The sequence below is a fragment of the Candidatus Acidiferrales bacterium genome, from assembly GCA_035515795.1.
Classification (GTDB): domain Bacteria; phylum Bacteroidota; class Ignavibacteria; order Kryptoniales; family JAKASW01; genus JAKASW01.
This window is the reverse complement of the sequence record DATJAY010000026.1, coordinates 1-19337: the sequence shown is the minus strand read 5'-3', so window position 1 is coordinate 19337 and position 19337 is coordinate 1. Positions and strand designations below refer to the sequence as shown.

At 47.5% G+C, this 19337-nt stretch carries 20 protein-coding genes and 1 tRNA gene; 9 read left to right on the top strand and 12 right to left on the bottom strand.

The annotated features are described in order from the left end of the window. Positions 1 to 66 precede the first annotated feature (66 nt). From VLX91_11025 to VLX91_11000, 6 genes are all read right to left on the bottom strand, one after another. Positions 67 to 450, bottom strand: a complete 384-nt coding sequence (locus VLX91_11025; GenBank protein HUI30740.1) for a hypothetical protein — start codon at positions 448 to 450, stop codon at positions 67 to 69. A gap of 186 nt (positions 451 to 636) precedes the next feature. Then, the gene (locus VLX91_11020) at positions 637 to 1200 is read right to left on the bottom strand and encodes a hypothetical protein (GenBank protein ID HUI30739.1); all 564 of its coding nucleotides are present in this window, start codon (positions 1198 to 1200) and stop codon (positions 637 to 639) included. A gap of 95 nt (positions 1201 to 1295) precedes the next feature. Continuing rightward, positions 1296 to 4466 (bottom strand): hypothetical protein, encoded by a 3171-nt coding sequence (locus VLX91_11015; protein ID HUI30738.1) that lies wholly within the window; start codon positions 4464 to 4466, stop codon positions 1296 to 1298. 310 nt (positions 4467 to 4776) lie between these two features. After that, complete coding sequence (gene glmS / locus VLX91_11010; GenBank protein ID HUI30737.1) at positions 4777 to 6609, bottom strand: glutamine--fructose-6-phosphate transaminase (isomerizing); 1833 nt, start codon at positions 6607 to 6609, stop codon at positions 4777 to 4779. A 9-nt stretch (positions 6610 to 6618) separates the two neighbouring features. Next, positions 6619 to 7338 carry a peptidoglycan editing factor PgeF gene (gene pgeF, locus VLX91_11005; protein HUI30736.1) on the bottom strand — a complete coding sequence of 240 codons (720 nt, stop codon included), beginning with the start codon at positions 7336 to 7338 and terminating at the stop codon, positions 6619 to 6621. Next, a complete protein-coding gene (locus tag VLX91_11000) occupies positions 7335 to 8702 on the bottom strand; it encodes an aminotransferase class I/II-fold pyridoxal phosphate-dependent enzyme (protein ID HUI30735.1) in 1368 nt (455 codons plus the stop codon). Before VLX91_11000 ends, pgeF begins: the two co-directional genes overlap by 4 nt. A gap of 58 nt (positions 8703 to 8760) precedes the next feature. On the opposite strand from VLX91_11000, the gene VLX91_10995 reads away from it, so the two are divergent. Beyond that, positions 8761 to 8833 (top strand) — tRNA-Lys (locus VLX91_10995). A 94-nt stretch (positions 8834 to 8927) separates the two neighbouring features. On the opposite strand, the gene VLX91_10990 is transcribed toward VLX91_10995, so the two are convergent. Beyond that, a complete protein-coding gene (locus VLX91_10990; protein ID HUI30734.1) occupies positions 8928 to 9188 on the bottom strand; it encodes a T9SS type A sorting domain-containing protein in 261 nt (86 codons plus the stop codon). A gap of 25 nt (positions 9189 to 9213) precedes the next feature. Between VLX91_10990 and VLX91_10985 the strand changes: the two genes are divergently transcribed. Further along, positions 9214 to 9615: a helix-turn-helix transcriptional regulator gene (locus tag VLX91_10985; protein ID HUI30733.1), complete on the top strand. Its 402-nt coding sequence runs from the start codon at positions 9214 to 9216 to the stop codon at positions 9613 to 9615. Positions 9616 to 9694: 79 nt separating this feature from the next. On the opposite strand, the gene VLX91_10980 is transcribed toward VLX91_10985, so the two are convergent. From VLX91_10980 to VLX91_10965, 4 genes are all read right to left on the bottom strand, one after another. Next, positions 9695 to 10174, bottom strand: coding sequence for an isoprenylcysteine carboxylmethyltransferase family protein (locus VLX91_10980; GenBank protein HUI30732.1), 480 nt, complete (start codon positions 10172 to 10174; stop codon positions 9695 to 9697). A 32-nt stretch (positions 10175 to 10206) separates the two neighbouring features. Continuing rightward, positions 10207 to 10431 (bottom strand): hypothetical protein, encoded by a 225-nt coding sequence (locus tag VLX91_10975; protein HUI30731.1) that lies wholly within the window; start codon positions 10429 to 10431, stop codon positions 10207 to 10209. An 87-nt stretch (positions 10432 to 10518) separates the two neighbouring features. Further along, positions 10519 to 12666 (bottom strand): type IV secretion system DNA-binding domain-containing protein, encoded by a 2148-nt coding sequence (locus VLX91_10970; GenBank protein HUI30730.1) that lies wholly within the window; start codon positions 12664 to 12666, stop codon positions 10519 to 10521. Positions 12667 to 12709: 43 nt separating this feature from the next. After that, the gene (locus tag VLX91_10965) at positions 12710 to 13387 is read right to left on the bottom strand and encodes a hypothetical protein (GenBank protein ID HUI30729.1); all 678 of its coding nucleotides are present in this window, start codon (positions 13385 to 13387) and stop codon (positions 12710 to 12712) included. A gap of 569 nt (positions 13388 to 13956) precedes the next feature. On the opposite strand from VLX91_10965, the gene VLX91_10960 reads away from it, so the two are divergent. From VLX91_10960 to VLX91_10945, 4 genes are read left to right on the top strand one after another with little or no spacing between them, the layout of a single operon-like run. After that, positions 13957 to 14631: a helix-turn-helix domain-containing protein gene (locus VLX91_10960; protein ID HUI30728.1), complete on the top strand. Its 675-nt coding sequence runs from the start codon at positions 13957 to 13959 to the stop codon at positions 14629 to 14631. Continuing rightward, positions 14597 to 15118: a hypothetical protein gene (locus VLX91_10955; protein ID HUI30727.1), complete on the top strand. Its 522-nt coding sequence runs from the start codon at positions 14597 to 14599 to the stop codon at positions 15116 to 15118. Before VLX91_10960 ends, VLX91_10955 begins: the two co-directional genes overlap by 35 nt. A gap of 3 nt (positions 15119 to 15121) precedes the next feature. After that, the gene (locus VLX91_10950) at positions 15122 to 15625 is read left to right on the top strand and encodes a crossover junction endodeoxyribonuclease RuvC (GenBank protein HUI30726.1); all 504 of its coding nucleotides are present in this window, start codon (positions 15122 to 15124) and stop codon (positions 15623 to 15625) included. Further along, the gene (locus VLX91_10945) at positions 15622 to 15966 is read left to right on the top strand and encodes a hypothetical protein (protein ID HUI30725.1); all 345 of its coding nucleotides are present in this window, start codon (positions 15622 to 15624) and stop codon (positions 15964 to 15966) included. The genes VLX91_10950 and VLX91_10945 overlap by 4 nt, the downstream gene beginning before the upstream one ends. A gap of 471 nt (positions 15967 to 16437) precedes the next feature. Here the strand turns inward: VLX91_10945 and VLX91_10940 are convergent, their stop codons facing one another. Then, the gene (locus VLX91_10940) at positions 16438 to 16905 is read right to left on the bottom strand and encodes a hypothetical protein (GenBank protein HUI30724.1); all 468 of its coding nucleotides are present in this window, start codon (positions 16903 to 16905) and stop codon (positions 16438 to 16440) included. Positions 16906 to 17315: 410 nt separating this feature from the next. Here VLX91_10940 and VLX91_10935 point away from each other — a divergent pair, with 410 nt between their 5' ends. The 3 genes from VLX91_10935 to VLX91_10925 all read left to right on the top strand — a co-directional run bounded on the left by VLX91_10935 (position 17316) and on the right by VLX91_10925 (position 19274). Beyond that, complete coding sequence (locus VLX91_10935; GenBank protein HUI30723.1) at positions 17316 to 17873, top strand: hypothetical protein; 558 nt, start codon at positions 17316 to 17318, stop codon at positions 17871 to 17873. Between the two features lie 39 nt (positions 17874 to 17912). After that, positions 17913 to 18266 (top strand): outer membrane protein assembly factor BamE, encoded by a 354-nt coding sequence (bamE, locus tag VLX91_10930; GenBank protein HUI30722.1) that lies wholly within the window; start codon positions 17913 to 17915, stop codon positions 18264 to 18266. 159 nt (positions 18267 to 18425) lie between these two features. Next, positions 18426 to 19274, top strand: a complete 849-nt coding sequence (locus VLX91_10925; protein ID HUI30721.1) for a hypothetical protein — start codon at positions 18426 to 18428, stop codon at positions 19272 to 19274. The last annotated feature ends 63 nt before the right edge of the window (positions 19275 to 19337 follow it).

Below are 19337 nucleotides of genomic sequence, written 5' to 3'. Positions count from 1 at the left end.
CACCTGACGGACGCTTGATGCTTGACAATGCTGATCGCTCTTTTTGCTCCAAAACTGGTAACAAATTTAGCGCCCGTACTCCCCATTTCCAACCAGACACGATTTACTCGACTCATCCATTTCCCAAGACCCCACAAGTGTTTCCGGCGAACCTGTGATCATTTTCCGCGACTTCTCATGCGCTCCGGTTGATCCCACGACCATTTTCCTCGATGTTGCAAGGACTTCCGGCGACCCGACAATCATTTTCCGGGACTTCGTGAGCGCTTCCGGCAGGTCTGAAACCATTTTCCGCGACTCCATAACCGCTTCCGCCAGCTCCGTATCCATTTTCCGGAGGTTCTCGACTGCTTTCGCTGACTTCGGAACCGTTTTCCGCAACCTCGCAGGCACTTCCGGTGACTCCGCAACCCCTTTCCGGAGGCCCGTAATCGTTTCCAGCAACCCCAAAATCACCTCCCATAGTTTCGGAAAGACTTCTTTTGACTTATGAAGACGTCTTCGAGGTTTAGGGGATCTTCAGTCTGAAGCCAATTCTTATGTGCATCCTGCCAGGCGAAGTTCTACTCAGCTAACTTATTATGGAACAGCTCGATGATCGAGTAGAGACCGGGTGGGCGACAAAGCCTTATTACCCTATCTCGGCCAAAGCCAGCCGAAGAATCCAGCAATTACCAAAGCGTAGATCAGCCCGTCGACAGTTCCCTTGATTGTCAGGCTCATGGAGCGCCACCACCAGATCGGCATCTCCCACTGTGCGACGACGTAGCAGAAGAAAGCAGTGGCGCCGGCAAACCTGAACACGTGAAGATAAGGCGCGCCGGGCGGAAGTGCGCGTCCCGCTATGTATGCTACGAAAATTCCGATGACGATGTTGTAGATAAACCATGAGATCATTCTCGGGGTCATTGAAGGGATCAAACCGTTCGGCCTCACGGTGACAAGAAGAATCGGTCCGTCTTTGATCTTCTGCGTAAACTCAGGCGAGCGGACCTCCTTGCCGCTCGATGCTCTCGGAATCATGTATTCTCCCGGTGGCATTGCGAGCGGACGAATCGCGTCCCTTACTTTATCCTCATTCGGCACCTTTTTATAATCACCCTTGTGCCATGGTAAGACCGTGTGGATTATTGAACTCAAAATAAATACCGCGACCGACGACAACAAAATCGGCAGCCACAGCGCGTGGATATGCGTCATGATTGTTCCTCCTTTTTAGTTTTTATTAAACAGAATGCCTTCGCGCATTCTCACCAACACATTTGGTTGTAAAACAACCTCACAACGAATCTAAATCAACGATTCCACGGAACCGCCAAATCCACGGCCGGTTCATTCGAGATCTCAATCTCGGTCATCCCTGCAGATCTTAATTCTTTGTTCAATTCGGACATCTCTCCGGTTTCAATTCGCTTCCATTCGTTTTCTGTTCTTGAAAGATTTGTCTCTATGGCTCGACAAGCATCTTTCATCTCCTGCGTCGGCTCTCGATCGGCCCTCGCTAAATCTACTTCGAGACCTGACATGTCGTCGATTGCCAGAGAATCTTTCAGCGCAGAAATCTTCCCAACAAGCGATGCGGCTCTCGACAGCAACCCCGAATCCGCTGCAGTCTCACTCCGAATTTCATCGAGCTCCTTCCCAAGCGTGTCAAGAGTAGACAGAAGCGAATTCGCATCTGAAATTGTGTTCCAGACTTCGATCGACAATTCTAGTTGCTCTTTCAATGCTTCACCTGAAATTTTCACTCGAGGGTCCATCGCGATTTCAAGCGGCTGTGAATATGTTTTCATTTCATAACTCAACCGGACTTCGTATTTCCCCGGCAGGACAAGCGGTCCCTGCGGTTCCCTGACAGACTGAAGATTCGCCACGCTCATTCCGTAATCATAGTTGTGAACGGGAGGAGGCGTGTAATGGAGGTCCCACACAAACCGGTTGTGACCTGCATTTGTGCCAAGCTGCTCCGGCTCCTGAAGCCAGTAATCGGCTATAACCTGTGGAATTGGACCAGGCATTTTTTCACTCAAGCTTGAGTATTTACGAACCACGTTCCCCGACGCATCGACTATTTCTAGCGAGATCGGCCCGCGAGGTGTTGATTTGAAATAATAATCTATGATCGCACCGGCAGGCGGATTTGTTCCTTGAGGCTCTTCAGGCGGAAGCGGAGTATCCGTATTCTCGCTTCGTCTTATCCGCACCGCGGGCTCGGGCTTGAAAAGATGAACGTCCGAGTCAAGAACATTCTTTGTCATCTGCTGAAGCGGGGTTAAATCATCCAGCACCCAGAATGCGCGTCCGTGAGTCGCCGCAACAAGGTCGTTTCCGTGGACAGCAAGATCGTGAACGGACACGACCGGAAGATTAAGCTGCAGAGGCTGCCAGTTTGTTCCGTCATCGAACGAAACATAAACTCCGGTTTCTGTTCCTGCATACAGTAATCCTCTTGTTCTCAAGTCAGATCGAATGACGTGAACGTACGATCCGGACGGGATTCCATTATCGGCCCGCGTCCAGTGCTCACCATAATCTGTCGTCATATATATGTATGGATTCATATCATCTAATCTGTGTCTATCCACCGCGGCGTAAGCGGCACCTGTGTCGAACGGAGATGCTTCGATCATACTTATCCTGCTCCATGGCAATATATCTGCCGGTGTTACATTCTTCCAGTGTTTTCCTCCGTCACGAGTCAGTTGAATGTATCCGTCGTCGGTGCCAGCCCAAATCATTCCTGCCTCAATGGGCGACGGAGCAATCGTGTAGACGACTCCCCAGCCGCTGTGAGCGGAGTCTGAGTTTTCTCCAACGGCGTCGAGTCTCGTGAGATCAGGACTGACCGATTCCCAGTGAAGCCCGCCGTCGTTTGTCTTCAACACTTTCTGCGAGCCAAAGTAAATCGTGTTCGAGCCGTGTGGATCGAACACGATCGGCGATGTCCAGGTGAAGCGTAGCTTTCTCTCGGCGATTGGTCTACTGAATTCAGGAAGAAGCGCCGGAGAGACAACCTGCGACTGCCCCGTTGCCCGGTCGAATCTGAACATGCCTCCGTAGACATCTCCACCATAAACGATGTCGGGATTTATGGGATCGGGAGCGATATATCCGCTTTCACCTGCGCCGATCGAATGCCAGTCTCTGAATGTTATTGATCCATAGTCGCTCCTGCTGGCAATCGAAACCGTACCAGCATCCTGCTGCGCGCCGTATATCCGGTAAGGAAACCGATTGTCGGTGGCAACGTGATAAAATTGTCCTGTCGGCTGGTTGTACCAGCTTGACCAGCTTTTCCCACCGTCCACGCTGATCACTGTACCCTGATCGCTCGCAACAATCATCCGACTGTCATCTGTCGGATCGACCCACAGATAATGATAGTCGTCTCCACCCGGCGCACCTTTGATCGCGCTGAAAGTTTTTCCGCCATCCGTACTCCGCATCAGCGCGATACCCGGGCAATAAACCGCATCGGAGTTTTTAGGATCGACAAAGACGTGAGCAAAGTACCACATTCTTCTGGTGATTCGCTTGTCCGTTCCGGTGAGATACCAATTTTGTCCTCCGTCGTCTGAGCGATAAAGACCCGATCCCTTCTTCAAATCCTGAACAAGTGCATAAACTATCCTGCCGCGCGAGCCGTTTGCTACCGCGACACCTATCCTGCCGTAAGGTTTTGCCGGAAGACCCGAACCGGTAATTTCGGTCCATGTGAGACCTTCGTCAGTTGATTTATAGATTCCGCTCCCAGGTCCTTCATCAGGTGGATACTGGCTCCAAGGCGTTCTTCTCGCCTGCCACATCGCAGCGTAAACAACGGACGGATAGTCAGGATCCCATCCGAGATCTATCACGCCGACGTTGGGATTTTGATAGAGAACTTTTTGCCAACTCTTCCCGCCGTCAGAAGTTCGAAAGACTCCTCGTTCGATATTCGGACCGTAGGCGTGACCTAGAGCTGCGACAAGAACTAAATCAGGATTATGGGGATCGACAAGGATTTTCCCAATCTGCCTGGTGTCTTCAAGACCGATGTGCTGCCAGTGTGAACCGCCATCGATTGACTTATAAACTCCATCTCCATAAGTAATATCGGAGCGCATGTCGGCTTCTCCTGTTCCGACATAAATTACTTTCGGATCGGATGGCGCGACGGCAAACGCTCCCACAGAGGAATTAGTTAGCCCATCTGAGATCGACTCCCAGGTGACCCCGGCGTTCTCCGTCTTCCACATTCCACCATCAACCGAACCGAAGTAAAATAAATATGGATTTCCCGGCACACCAGCAGCGGCAAGTGTCCTTCCTCCTCTAAAGGGCCCGACCAGCCGCCACTTCATCCCGGAATAGGCGCTTTGCGGAATGGATTTGGCAAATGTGAATGATATGAATAAAACAAAGAACGGCACCATTATCTCGATCAGGCGAGTGATGGAGAAAAGGAACCCGTATCTGTGATTCAAAGAGTTACGTCCTTGCAATTTGTGGCAGATGATTCGTGGTACGATTTAATAACATAGCCGGGCCGCAATAAGTTTAATTTTATTTCGGGTTTATGAAACCTGATCGTCAAAATCTTGACAAAGTGGTACATGAAAAGTAAATTGATACGTGGCAAATGTTTTAGGAGGCGTCAGTAACGTGACTTCTGACAAGATGCGCTCTAACATTCATCTGCACAATCCGGAAAAGGAGAAACTGACATGCTGCAGTCTCTCGGTATCGGGCACTGGATGTTAGTAGCTGCACCCCTCGTGGCGGCTTGTTTCTAACTTATTCCACCGTCACGCTCTTCGCGAGATTTCTCGGCTGATCCACGTTGCACCCGCGCTTGACTGCAATGTGGTACGCCAGAAGCTGGAGCGGGATAACCGAAAGTATAGGACTCAGCATCTCGAGCGTTTCCGGAATTTCGATAATGTGGTCGGCGAGACTCTTCAACCTGTCGTCTGCCTTGTTCGCGATGGCAAGGACTCTCCCCTTTCGCGCACGGACCTCCTGAATGTTGCTGAGCACTTTGTCATACGTAGAATCTTTCAAAGCGATAAACACCACCGGCATGTTCTCATCGATGAGCGCAATCGGGCCGTGTTTCATTTCCGCAGCAGGGTATCCTTCGGCGTGGATATAAGAGATTTCTTTCAGCTTCAACGCACCTTCGAGCGCCACAGGGAAATTCACGCCGCGCCCAAGATACAAAAAGTTGCGGGATTCTTTTAGCTGTTCGGCGATACTTTCGATTTCGCTGTCCATTTTAAGAATAGATTCGATTTTTGCGGGTAGCGCCTGCATTTCCTTCACTATTTCTCTTCCGCGCGACTCGCTTAACATCCCGTTCCTCCGCGCGACGAAAAGATTCAGAAGATTCAAGACGACGAGCTGTGAGGTGAATGCTTTCGTCGAGGCTACGCCAATTTCAGGGCCGGCGTGAATATAAATTCCTCCGTCTGACTCGCGCGCAATCGTGCTGCCTACGACATTCACAATTCCGTAGGAAGGAATTCCAGCCTGCTTCGATTCCCGGATGGCGGCAAGAGTATCAATGGTTTCACCGCTCTGGCTGATTGCCCAGACAATGTCGCCGTCAAGAAGTACGGGACTGCGATAGCGAAACTCCGATGCGTAGTCGACTTCGACCGGAATCCTGGCGCATTGCTCGATTACGTATTTCCCGACAAGTGCAGCGTGCCATGACGTTCCGCAGGCGGTGATGATAAACCTCTTTGCACCGAGGATCGAATCAATCACTCCGCTGATTCCGCCCATCTTCGAAATTCCATCTTCGGGAATAAGCCGCCCGCGCATTGCATTCAAAACCGTCTCGGGCTGCTCATGTATCTCCTTCAGCATGAAATGAGAAAACCCGCCCTTCTCAATCTGCTCGATATCAAATGTGATCTCTTCGGTGTCTCTCTGGACCTGCTCGTTGTCGAGATTTTTCAACACCACGTTATCGCACGTCATGACCGCAATGTCGTTATCCTGGAGATAGACGACCTGCCTCGTGTGGCTGATCAATGCGGAAGCATCCGATGCGACCAAATTCTCCGAATCGCCGCGGCCGATGACCAGCGGACTCCCGCGTCTCGCCGCAACGAGAACGCCGGGTTCATCCGCGGACATCACGACAATCCCGAATGTGCCGTCGACCTCCCTGAGGGCGAGCCTTACGGCGATTTCTAAATTCTTATGCCGTTTGTAAAATTCCTCGATGAGATGAACGAGCACTTCGGTGTCTGTTTGGCTTTTAAACTTGTGTCCCAGCGAGATCAGTTTGGTTTTCAGCGCAGCGAAGTTTTCGATGATGCCGTTATGTATCAGAGCTATCTTATTGTTGCAGTCCGTGTGCGGGTGAGCGTTAATCGAATTCGGCTCGCCATGAGTCGCCCACCGGGTATGACCGATCCCGATTTTCGAATCTCTGGATCTCGAAATCAAATCCTCCAGTTTCGAAACTTTTCCGGGCGTCTTGGAGACCTCGACATGATTATCCACAAGCAGCGCGATGCCGGCAGAATCGTAACCACGATATTCAAGACGCTTCAGTCCTTCGATCAGGATTCGCTTGGCATTCTTGTCTCCGATATAGCCTACTATTCCGCACATCATTACCTCCTACTTTAATCCTATGACGGCCAGCATTCGTCCGCTCGCTGCACCATCACGCCGGTACGAATGAAAGTTTTCATCGCAAATGGTACACACGTCGGAGACTTCGACATTATCGGCCGGCACTCCGGCTTCGTTCAGCTGTGTAAAATTTATCCGCTTTAAATCCAGCATGTACTTTCCGTCCTCATGGGTCTTAATATAATACTCCGGCGAGAAATTCCCGGCAACTTCTTTTCCTACTTCGTAACAGCATACTCCCGCGGAAGGTCCGACAAACGCGAAAATATTTTTCGGGTCGGAATGAATTGTCTTCATCATGTACTCGATAGTTTTTGCGGCGATTCCTTTTGCCGTTCCGCGCCAGCCTGCATGTACGGCGGCAATCGTACGCGACGCCTTATCCACAATCAAAACCGGGACGCAATCTGCCACGGAGATTCCCAAAAGCAGATTTCGTTTGTTCGTCACGAGCGCATCGGTGGCAGGATAATTCCCCGAGTGTTCGACGAAGCTGACGTTGTCTCCGTGAACCTGCTCACCTCTCACAACTGATGACGAATCGAATCCGATGGACTCCAGGAATTCCCGCCGATTATCCGCCTCGACTTTTTCGGAGGTTCGTCTCATGCTGAAATAATTCGGCCTGTCCTTCACACGAAGGCTGACTGCATTCACGACTCCGGCTTTCAAAAGTATTTCAGATGATATGAAGGTTCTTGTCAAATCTGGTTCAATGCTTCCTGCAAATCTCGCAAAATGTCGTCCACTTTTTCAAGTCCAATCGAAAGTCTCATCCCGCCCGGGTCGATTCCCTTTTTGATCTGCTCGGCACCCGGAATGGCGGCGTGCGTCATGCTTCCCGGATGCTCGATAAGGGTCCTGATGTTTCCGAGGCTGACGGCCAGCGTTATCGTGTAGGCATTTTTCGCAAGCAAATTTATCAATTTCTCTCCGCGACACTTGCTGTCGTCCGGATTTCTTCCCTTCACGACAAAATAAATCATTGAGCCCGGTGCAAAGTTCCCGTCGAAATCATGCATCTGCCTCTTCGCTAACGGATGCTGCCTGAACTCCTCGAGCCCCGGATAATTTACGCGGCTGATCTTCGGGTGACCAGAAAGGAAGCGCGCGATTTCGCCTGCCGTTTCCTGCTGCTGACGAACCCTCGTCGCGAGCGTCGGCAATCCATAGACGAGAGCGTTCCATGCATTTCGTGTGCTCAATACTGCGCCGAAATCTTTTCTGTAAAGCAAGAGCCTGTCGTGGCTCCACGATGGTCCGACCACCGCTCCGCCGACGTCGGTGCCGAAGCCGCCGATGTTCTTTGTCAGCGAGTGTACCACGAAATCTGCACCTAACTCGATCGGGCGCTGGCAGAACGGCGTCGCAAACGTGTTGTCCACGACGATACTGATCCGGTTCTGCTTCCGTCGCTTGATATTTTCGGCTTTGACAATTTTCGAAATCGCCTCGATGTCGATCAAATCCAGTGTCGGATTTACAGGGGTCTCGAAATAAACGACGCGAGTTGTCGAGGTGATCGTGCGCTCCAGGTTTTTCGGATCGGTCAGGTCGAGAAACTTTACGTCGATCCTGTATCGCGGATACCATAGAGTCAGCAACTCGTACGTACAGCCGTAGAGCATCTTGTGAGAAATTACCTGATCTCCAGGTGCGGTAAGAATCCCCAGTGCAGCTGAGACGGCGCCCATTCCGCTCGCGAACGTCACGCAGGCATCTCCAGATTCCGCAAGCGCGAGATTATCTTCGAGAATATCCTTGTTGGGTTCACCAAGTCGATCGTAAATGTAGATCGGTGTTTGCTTGGAAATTTCCTCGCCTTCGATCGTATGTGCGAAATCGATGAAACCCTGCGCGCCGCGCTGCGCGGATTCGAGACGGAATGTCGCGCTGGCCGTTATCGGCGGGACAAGATGATGAGAGTAGTCCCACTTCTCGGTGTAAAACTTTCCATAGATAAGATGAGTCTCAGTGCTATAATCTTTCTCAAGATTCTTTTCTGAATGATTCCGATTCATATGATTTATTTTTTTCTTTCCCGCGCGCGGGATATTCGGCTTCGTCATAACAGGCCTCCCTTCTCACGTTGATTTTCGAGCGTCCGAATTTTATATTATGACTTCAGGATCACTAGCTCAATTGGTAGAGCAACTGACTCTTAATCAGTGGGTTCGGGGTTCGAGTCCCCGGTGATCCACAGGAATTTACCCACCACGACTCGCTCAAACAAGGCGCGCAGCAAGAACAAAAAGGCGGACACTTGGTCCGCCGTTTTTCAAGCACGAATAAATTTACTTCAGAAGGAGTAATTTCCTTGTCGATACATAATTCCCCGCGTTCATCCGGCAGAAATAAACTCCGCTCGCGAATTTGCTTCCGTCGAATTTCACTTCGTATGTTCCGGGCATCTTCTTCTCATCTACGATTGTCGCCACTTCCCTCCCAAGCACATCAAAGATTTTCAATGTGACATGGCTGACTACTGGCAATTGATAATCGATCATCGTTGTGGGGTTGAAGGGGTTAGGTCGTGTTACCAAAGTGGGGATCACGCTCAATGCCTCAAGAGCACCAAAAATGGTTGAAAATCCCAAAACTTGGGCTGATCAATTGAGAAATCGACGACTTAAATTACGCCTCTCTCTTCCAAAAGCTGCTCGCCTCCTTAAGGTTTCAAGAAACACCCTTTGTGAATGGGAAGCCCGCAAACTGGATATCCTTGCAATACATTATCCCAGGATTATCAATTTTTTGGGCTATATCCCGCCCCTCTTCTCGACAAAAACCACTGGGCAAAAGATCTTAGCGTACCGCCTAATCCATGGAATGAGCCAGCAAAAACTCGCGCTACTACTTAAAGTTTCACAAGGCGCATTGAGCCATTGGGAAAGGGACGTAGTTGAACCCAGGGGCGGCAGCAAGAAAAAGATCGAAGAATTGCTGGGCCCGATGATGGAAATGCTCGATGAACTAAGGTAAAGCTTATTCGTGTCACAAGAAACGATTTGCCCCGAAAAGGTAGTAAAGCTCATCGCCTAAACGGGCGACGGTCATCTCACTATTGCTTTTTTGTAATTAACCTTGGGAAGAACCTCCCCGTGACCTTGCAGTATTCTTCATAGTCATTCGGGAAAGCTTCCGTTAATACATTTTCTTCTCTCTTCACAAGGAAGTGCCATATCGGATGCAACAGGAAAGCCCAACAGACAAAGACCCAATTGTTTAATAAGATCGCTAATCCGAAATCGAAAAACGTCAAGAAAGCTCCATATAGTGGGTGACGAAAATACTTGAAGGCTCCTGTTCTTATCAAGTTTCTTCCCCTCAACATGGGATTCAAAGATTTGAAACTCCAGCCAACGACCGCAATGGAAACAGCAGTCAGGATTATGAATATAGCGAGACGAATGGCATAGTGGTCGGCGAATATTTCTGGAATGTTGAATGTGTTTCTCAAGTAATTTGATAGAAGAAGTAAAATAATGCTTATAGACAGACCTACGGGGCCTGATCCAAAAATCCGGTTGAAGTCATTCATCTTGAATCTTCCAGTACGGCTCTACGGAGTTTTCACGAACCTGATTCCCCGCTCTGTCCTCTCCGAAGTGCATTGAAAAATATGATGAGGGGGACAGCTTCGACTATGATGGTCAATATCCAGAGGCTTCTGAAAAGGGTCAGGTTCCCATAATAAAAAGCTGGGGCCCAGAAGGTCAGGACAGACTGAAGAAGGGATATTATAAGATAAACCCACATTCCTGTTAGTGCATACTGAGTAGCTCTTTGAAGTGTCATAAGAATATTTCCTTATTTTTTGATTGTTTCATTTAACAACGGCGATTATTTGTCCATAACAAATACTATGGTCTGCCTAATAGGAATTCATTTCTTGCCCTTAAGACGTTGAAACGATTTGAGTATCACATCCGCTACGGACTGCCGTTTCTTCGCTTTCTCCATATCATCGTAACCCGGATGCGTAACCTTGACTCTGTAACCCTTGATTTTCTTTTCCTCGACCACATCTTTCGTACCTTTTCCAGTGAAGTACGACACGAGATCCTCTGGGGTGAAGAAAAGAATGTTCGGCTGATCTTTTGCATCAACCTGATCTGATGCCAGTTTTTTTATCTTCTCTAATTTCCTTTTATCCTCAGAGCAGACCATGACTTCGCTGTACCCTGATGACAGACATTTCTTTATGTTTTCGAGTTCATGAACTTCATCCGTGGTCACGGTGATTTCACACGCTATTTTCTCGTTATCCTTTTCGATTAGTACGTCAACCCGTCCATTGCCATCCGGTGTCGTGGCTTCAATCGTGGCCCGGTATCCGGCACCCTCGGCTATGTTTTTCACGAGGTTCTGCAAATATCTGTGCTGCGTCTCCGCCTTCTCTTTCGGAGCCTCCATGGTATTTAACACGGCTTCCTTTTCCAATAGAACAGGTGTTTCGCGAATTGATGCTGGCTCCGAAACAGGTGTTCCCACAGGCGCCGGTTTGGCTTCGAAATACTTTTTCCGTTCCTCCTCTTTAGTCCGAAGTTCGCCATATATTTGTTCCGTTCTTTGTTTCACAGAGGCGGACAGCTCATCTCTCAGCTTCAGGTATTTCTTTCCGAATGGGAGTCGTTCCATGAACTCGTAGAACTCCTCCTCGGGCATGTCAGCTACGCCCCAAGAGTCCTCTATCTCGGCTGTCTGTATCAGGATCAAGCCGCCTTGAATCTTGTGCTTCACATAGCAGAACCGTGGTTGGAGACTTTGAAACTCCTCGGTTTTCTTCTCCCATTCCTCACCGAGTGTCCAGTAGATAGGACTAAGATTTCTTACGCCCTTAACCTCGTAGCCGGAATAGGAGAAAGCTTCCTTGGCCAGAAGTGAGGCGTCCTGGCGGTTGAGCCTGAAGAAAACCTGTAAGCCGGTGTTTCCTAAAATGAGACTTCTCAATTCATCAGGAATCTGTGCCATCGTCTGGTGTGCCATGATAAGCGACAGACCATATTTCCTCGCCTCCGAAAGGATGACTGAAAATGATTCCGAAGCGAAATTCTGGAATTCATCTATGTACAAGTAGAAAGGTGTTCTTTTCCTCTGTGGCACATCCCCTCTCGAAAATGCTGCCATCTGGATTTTGCTCAGGAGCAGAGAACCCAAAAGGTCAGAGGAGTCCTTCAGCTTTCCCTTATCGAGCTTAATGAGAAGTATCTTCTTGGAATTAATAACATCCTTTATATTGAACGAGCTTTGTGAGGCGGAAAACATCTGCCGTATTCGTTCATCCGAGAGGAGTGCATTTATCTTGTTCATCACCGGCTCAACCCATGTTACCTGTGCCCGGTCGGTCATGGCTTCGAAACGAGTGAAGTATTCCAAGGTAATTGGATGAGTTACTTTCTTTATTACGATCTCTCTGAATGCCCGTCTTGAGAGGAAGATAGGCAGATCAATCAGGGTGTACCCTGATTCCCCGAGGGCTATCATGGAGTTCCGCATCAAATCTTCCATCCTGGCGCCCCATGAGTCCGACCATATTTTTCTGAAACTACTTATGAGTTCGTTCACCTGATCGGCGATTGATACATCGCCCATTTTCTCCAATGGATTGAATGTGACGGTGGACTGCTTGTCGGTGGGATCAATGAGAACGACTCTTTCAGCAAGCTCGTTTTCTTCATATGAGTTTGCCAAGAATCCCTTGATGTCCTCGATAAGATCACCGTGGGGGTCGATGACTCCGAAACCGTGTCTTTCCTTGATGTCTTGGCTCACGAGGAATTCGAGAAACTTCGTCTTGCCTGAACCTGTCGAGCCGATGACGTACATGTGTGTTCCACGATCCCGTTGGGCGATCTTCGCCATCTGGAATTCGTTCTTATCCTCCGAATACCTCCAGCCCAAATCGAGAGCGCCCGCAGTTTCTTCATAGTGGATGTTTGGTTCAGAGGAAACCTCTTCCGGTGTCGTACTTTGCTCGCTATGCCTTCCTTCGCCGAGCAACAGGTCAAGAAATCTTTCTACAAAACCCAAGCTATTTCTCCGTGATCCGTTTCCATTTCGTCAAATGGTCCAGTTAGGAAATACCCAAGAAACCTTTCGACTTCCAGTCCACCTTGGAAGGATCCTGGCCGGTGTCGAACATTATTTTCTCGACCGCTTTCCTCAAGCAATTGTGGGCGTTGGTAACGCATGCCCTCAAATCCTGTTGGTCGAAGACGTTAAGATCGCTTATGTCCTTAGTTGTAGAAGCGGATCTCATTATCAACGATGCAATGGCTTGTCCAACTGTGGGACGGCGCGTGAGGTACCATGATACGTCCAAATTCTCTCCATAGTCCTTTGAATTAATGAAAATCTGGTACTGCCGCAAACTCAGTCTCTGTTTGTCGGTCAGGACCAGGAACTCCCTCTCGTTTCCCACTAAACCCGTTAAAACACTGGTTGATATTTTCTTTTTCACGATATTGAGAGCGGGCGCCTTGCTTTCCTTAAGGAATGCCCAAGTGGTGGCAAGCACCTCGTCTGCTTTGCCGTTGGCTTTTTCAATGAGCGTTGCCCAAACGTCAATGACCTGGTCAGTTCTCAATACATCAGGCAGTGCGGCTACCACGATGGCGATAATAATGATGATAAACCCAAAGGTAAGGTACGACGAGCCCGCATTGGATCCTAAAAGACTAGCAACGAAAAGGCCGTAAACAAGAACCAGAATTCCAGCCCAGAAAATAAATCTAAGTATCGAATGTGCCACTATAACCTCCGTAAAATTTAAGAGTGTTAATTATGACTGAGTGATTAAATATTGGAGCTCTCGTTCATGAATTTACTTAATCGAATCAAATACTAAAATGGCACACCTCGACACGCATCTACTTGGTAGCGTTTAGGAGGCTTTGAACAGGTTTTTTGCCGAATCCGGCAATTTTACCCTCCTTATTGTGAATGGCTCTGATTGATATTCTAAAAGTATGCACCAAAAAATTCGGAAGGGGATCACTCACGTTAAATCAACGCAGTGGTCGAGACGTAGGATACCAAACCTTCTCAGGAAATACCGGCGAGTGAGGGGGTTTAAGCAAAAGGATGTCGCAAAATTACTTAAGTTCAAAGACCAGAGCGGAATATCCAGATGGGAGAAAGGACATTGCCTTCCAAGCGCCATAAATTTGTTCCGTCTTGCCGTTCTGTATCGTGTGTTTATGTTCGACGCTCTCTTCCCTGATCTTTTTTGTTCTCTGAAGGAGGAAATAAAAGAACAAGAGGAGAAGTTCTTTGGTTTAAAAGGATCGTCTGAGAAACATCTTTCAAGAAATTAACATCATGGAACAGCGAACCATGAAACACGGCGAATGGTACTGGCTGGATAAGGCAATTATCCAAATTTATGCAAGAGAAATGGGTCTTTTATCCGTGGGTGTCTATCACTTCTTAGCCAGTATGGCTGACAAAAACCAAAGCTGTTACCCTTCGCAAAAATACATTGCAGAACGGATAGGCTGCTCACGAGGGTCAGTAAACAAAGCTATAAAAAGTCTTGTGGAAAGTAAGTTAATAAGTGTGTGGAAAACTCCTGGTAAATCCACAGTGTACCACCTTTTGCCGGTAACCGTGTTGAATAACGATACACACCTGTCGAAAGAAAGGAATCATGGTGTATCAAAAGTGAACACAAACAACAATAAGGGAACAAGAAATAATACCAATAATATTGTTTATGTAAAGAAATCGTACTCCACCAAGAATACCCCTGACCAGGATGACTTAAGAGCAAGAGAGGAGCTGTTGGCTAACGACCTGATGGAGGCACTGGGCGACGAACGCCACTTCGGGCGTTATCTCTTTTATGCCCAAAAATATCCGGAAGAATTCCTGAGACACGTCTTATCCGAGACAAATGCTACTCCTGATTCGAGAATCAGGAAAAGTCGAGTGGCATTGTTCAGGTATCTCGTCAAATTCTATGCAAAGCAAACCAACGAGGATCATAGCGGTTAACCCCGGGTGGAGGCATACAGGAATCGCGGTATTTAGGGAGTCGGAGCTGGACGACTGGTGGGTGAAATCAATGCGACAAAAGACAGTCGATCAAGCGCACCATGATATAACCGCAATGATCAGTGACATCATGGACACCAACAAATCAGAAGTTCTCGCTATAAAGAAGCTGCATCCCGCAAGGAGTTCCAAGAACCTCATGGAAATCACAAAGAGATTGAAAAACTGGGCGGCGAGAAAAGGGCTCTTAGTATGTGAGTACTCGATAAAGGAAATCGAAGCATTTCTTCTATCGTCAGGAAGGTTAAACAAAACCCACCTAATGGAGGAAGTGGCCGCAAGGTATCCCATTCTCTATTCAGAACTTGAAAAGGGACGAAGAAGCAAAAGCTACTATTTGGGCAGAGCCTTTGAGGCAGTCGCTCTTGGGATGATATGTCTTACCAAGCTTGAAGGAAAATCAAAAGGTCGATCAATCATCAATTAAGAAATGACGAAAAAGAAAACCGATAGGATCTTAGCGATAGACCCTGGCACGCAAAACATGGGTTTCGCCGTCTTCAACGGAAAGACGCTGGTACACTATGGCGTGGCAACGATCATGCAAAGAAATTCTTCCCGCGAAATCCTTACGGAAGGACGGAAAATCATTAAAGAACTCTTGGATGATTTTCATCCGAGTCTGCTCGTTGTCGAAAAAACATTGTTCGCAAACAACAAGGACAGCGCTGTCCTAAATGAGTTCACTAAAGAAATTGTCGCCATAGGCAGAAAGAAACGGATCAAGACTCTCACATTGTCAGCCAACACCGTGAGAAAAGAAATCTGCGGCGATGGAATGGCAGGAAAACAAGAGGTAGCAACAAAGATGGTGGAACAGTTCCCGGAGTTGAAGCCTTATTTGCATTCGGACCGGAGATGGAAGGAAGAGTTCTTCTATAATATGTTTGATGCGGTATGCTTGGGTGCAGCCGCTTTAAGAAGGCTCGAATGAATTTGTTAGACACTCTTTGTTTGTCCAGTAAGAGGACGTATCTTGGTCAAAAGTCGAGAGACGTCGTGGATTTGAAAGATATTCTCGCGCTGTTCGTAAATGAAAATGCCAAACTTGCATTTTTGAATCTCTGCAAAGAATATTATGCCGAACGAGTAAGGCAAGAAGCTGCTGAATCGGCGGGCATACCCGTCACAAACTCACGGCGTGCAGAAGTTCATACGCAAATTATGGGAATTGTCCAGAAGCTTTACCTTTCACGGAAAGATCCGATGCCGTCTCGCAAAGAAGTCGGAATGATGATAATGGATTACTTCAGAACGACAGTGAATCCACATTAGCTCTTCTTGGTAATGCTCCGAAGAAATTCGTCTGTGTCTCTCATGCTAAGTTCTTCCCGCAGTCTTGCAAAATGGATCATGCAAGCATTTTACGTCAGGCCTATCATGTGCTCCGCAGTTTTGATATTCATCAAATGTACAATAACCAGTGTTGACTCGTTGATCGTATCACTCAATCGTTTAGCAATGTAGATACCTGTTCCATTTTCGATTAGGCTTAATGATGGGTGGAAGTCAAATCGTAGTCTAGAAAAATGAGGTCGAACTTCAGGGTACGCAAGGTGTCCGTGGCAAAAATGGGGGTTCCTACCGCACTAACATTGTACAACTTTAGTTTCTCAGCAAGAAATTGTACCTTCAACCCGTTGTCATCGACAATCAATAATGTTAAGAATATTCTCCGAGTGCCCCCAAACGTCAAATATTCTCCTTCTCAAGGGCTTTTAACACTTGAATCCCCCGAAACATCTTTTACTTCGTGCTGACCTTTTTCTTCTTCGCTTTCCCAGCTTTCTCCCGCTCTTTGCGTATAACTCTAATGAACCAGCGTCGTAACATTTGACGAAGTTCGCGAGCCGAGATCGGTTCCACATCTCGCCAGAGCTGAATTATCGTTGAAACACGATCAATTTCTTCTTCTACTTCAAGCCTCATTTTCTCATCATCATATTTAAGATTCTCTTCGTTAAGTGCAGAGGCCGAAGGAGACTTCGTTTCCCCTGACATAAGCCAGTTGGGGTCACACCCTAAGTTCCTCAGCCTAACTAGCAACTCGAAGCCGGGCAGTGATCTGCCGGTAAGATAGTGTTGAAGTTGCTGCGGATACTCCATTTCGAGTAGGCGCGCTAACTCAGCCAAGCTATCGAATCGCCTGGCAAACTCTTTGAGCCTCTCGGCAACTAAGTTTTTGTCTATATCCACAAATTTGTTGTCTTTCACTTGACAATAATAAACAATATGTTTATTTTACGTTTGCTTTACGGCTTCAAAATGCAAAACCAAAATGCAAAAATCAAACCGCGAAACCATCTAATCAACTGTGGTGAGGTGGCACGGCGGCTAAATCTATCGCAAGGATATATTTACTCTCTCCTACGCGGCGATAAGGACAATCCAAGAAGGATGAAGCAAATCTTAAATATGGTACTCCAAGAATTCCGCTTTGCCCGACAGCGCTGCAAAGAAGCTAAGCTTCGCATTGCGAATGATGCACGGAAACGAGGAGCGAGTAAAAGCAAGTGATAGAGCGGCCATTTTGGGAAAGTAGCTTTTTTGCATGAAGAACACTATCAACAAACATAACAAAACGTCGTTCCCGAACGCTTTATCGGGAAAAAGGAGTACGATCCATGAAAAGGATTATGTTCAGATTTCTTCCAATAGCTTTTTTCCTGCTTTCAACCGCACCAGCATTTTCACAGGAGCAGGACCATTCTTTCACTTCAAATGATTGGCTTGTACAAACCGGAATCGGATTCATCAGTAACGGTTTCGATGGAACCATGTCGGTTCCACCAATCGACATGTCAATCGAGAGAGCGATCAGCGACAATTTGGCAGTCGGTGCATATGCAGGATATGCTCAATACCATGATGTAATAGGGCAGTTCAACGGTGACTATGGCTTGGACTATGGATATATGTTGATCGGCATTAGTTTGTCAGATCATTTCAACCCAGACTCGCCCAATCTGGATTTATATGGAAGAGTATATCTTGGCTATGCGATAGTGTCCGCTTCATCGTTTGGATTAGGCTCAGAGAACTTCGGTACACAATCTGATTTTGCAACTTACGGCGGCTTTTTCGGTGCCACCTATTACCTCTCTCATGGCTTTGGATTGAACGGCGAAGTCGGCTATGGCAATACTGCGGTGATCAGGGTGGGACTGTCGTTCAGACTTTAAGTCAAATCTTTTAAAAACAAAAAACATGGAGAATTAATAATGAAATACTTACTTATCATCGTATTCGCCACATCTATATCGATGGCGATTTCATCTTGTGCCACATCGGAGGCAGTTACTGGCAATCCGATAGATGAAACAGCGGTCACCAAGATCGTGGATGGACAAACTACCGAAGATCAAATCATCTCATGGTTCGGTGCCCCTACAACCACATCGCAACTTGGCGATAATGTCTTGTATATCTATAAGTACTGCAAAACTAGCGGCTCAGGTTTATATACAGGCTACTTCGGACAGACGAAGAGTGTAGAAAAGTGCAACGAACTTACTGTGACCTTCGACAAAGCCTCTGGAACCGTTAAGACTCACAGGTATCAAAAGGCATTTTGATTGCTTGCTTCAAGAAGCACAGATCTGGATAAAGCCATTAATAGAAGGTCAGTTAAGATACGGATGGGGTAATGTTAGGTGACCATGGCACAGTCCTGGTCACCCGCATTTTTGGCAATTGAAAATGACAAAGTTTAAAACTTTTAAAAGGAGTTAAAAATGTCTATTAGAATTCATTTGCTTGCAGCATGTGTGATTATGCTTTCGACACAAATTACACTTGCAAGAACTCTTATCGTTGACAAGTCCGGCTTAGGTTCTTATACGAGCATTCAAGCCGGCGTCAACGCCGCTCTTGCCGGAGATACAGTCAAGGTGTATCCCGGTGTTTACAATGAGCAGGTAAACATTTCAACTAACATTGTGGTACAAGGATCAGGATACGAGTACACGCAAATTGTTTCGAACAGCGATCCTGCCGTCAGTATGTCATCGGGCAAGGTGATGTGGTTTGCAATTTCGAGCAACACAGGACGCGGAGTTGCGATGTCCGGTGGAACACTCACGAATTGTGTGGTATGGAATTGCGCCAAATATGGATTGGACGCCACCGGTGGAACCACGGCAATCATTCAGAATTGTGTTTTGGTAAATAGCAATTCAAACGGTTCTCAAGCCCATGTCTCTTCAAGCACAACCGCCACATTTATTAATTGCATAATTTGGGCAAATACTGCCAGTAATACGAATGCTTACTCTGTCATAGATATCTCTGGCACCAGCAATGACCTTTATTGCGTGGTCGGGACAGGCGGCACGTATGTGGGAACAGGAAACATTTCGTCTAATCCGCAATTTGCATCCTCCACCGATTTCACTCTCTCGGGCGGATCTCCTTGCATTGATGCTGGTAAGCCGGATATCTACGACCCTGATGGAACACGTTCCGACATGGGTTATTATGGCGGACCGGACGCACCAGTTTTCCCTGTCGTAACAAATCTACGCATCTATCTTAACCCTGACGGCTCGGTCAACGTGCAGGCAACCGCGCAATCGAGGTACTAAGAAAGGAGGATGGCAATGTTTAAATTGCAAATGTCTATTTCTGCCCTTGCGTTGCTTTGTACG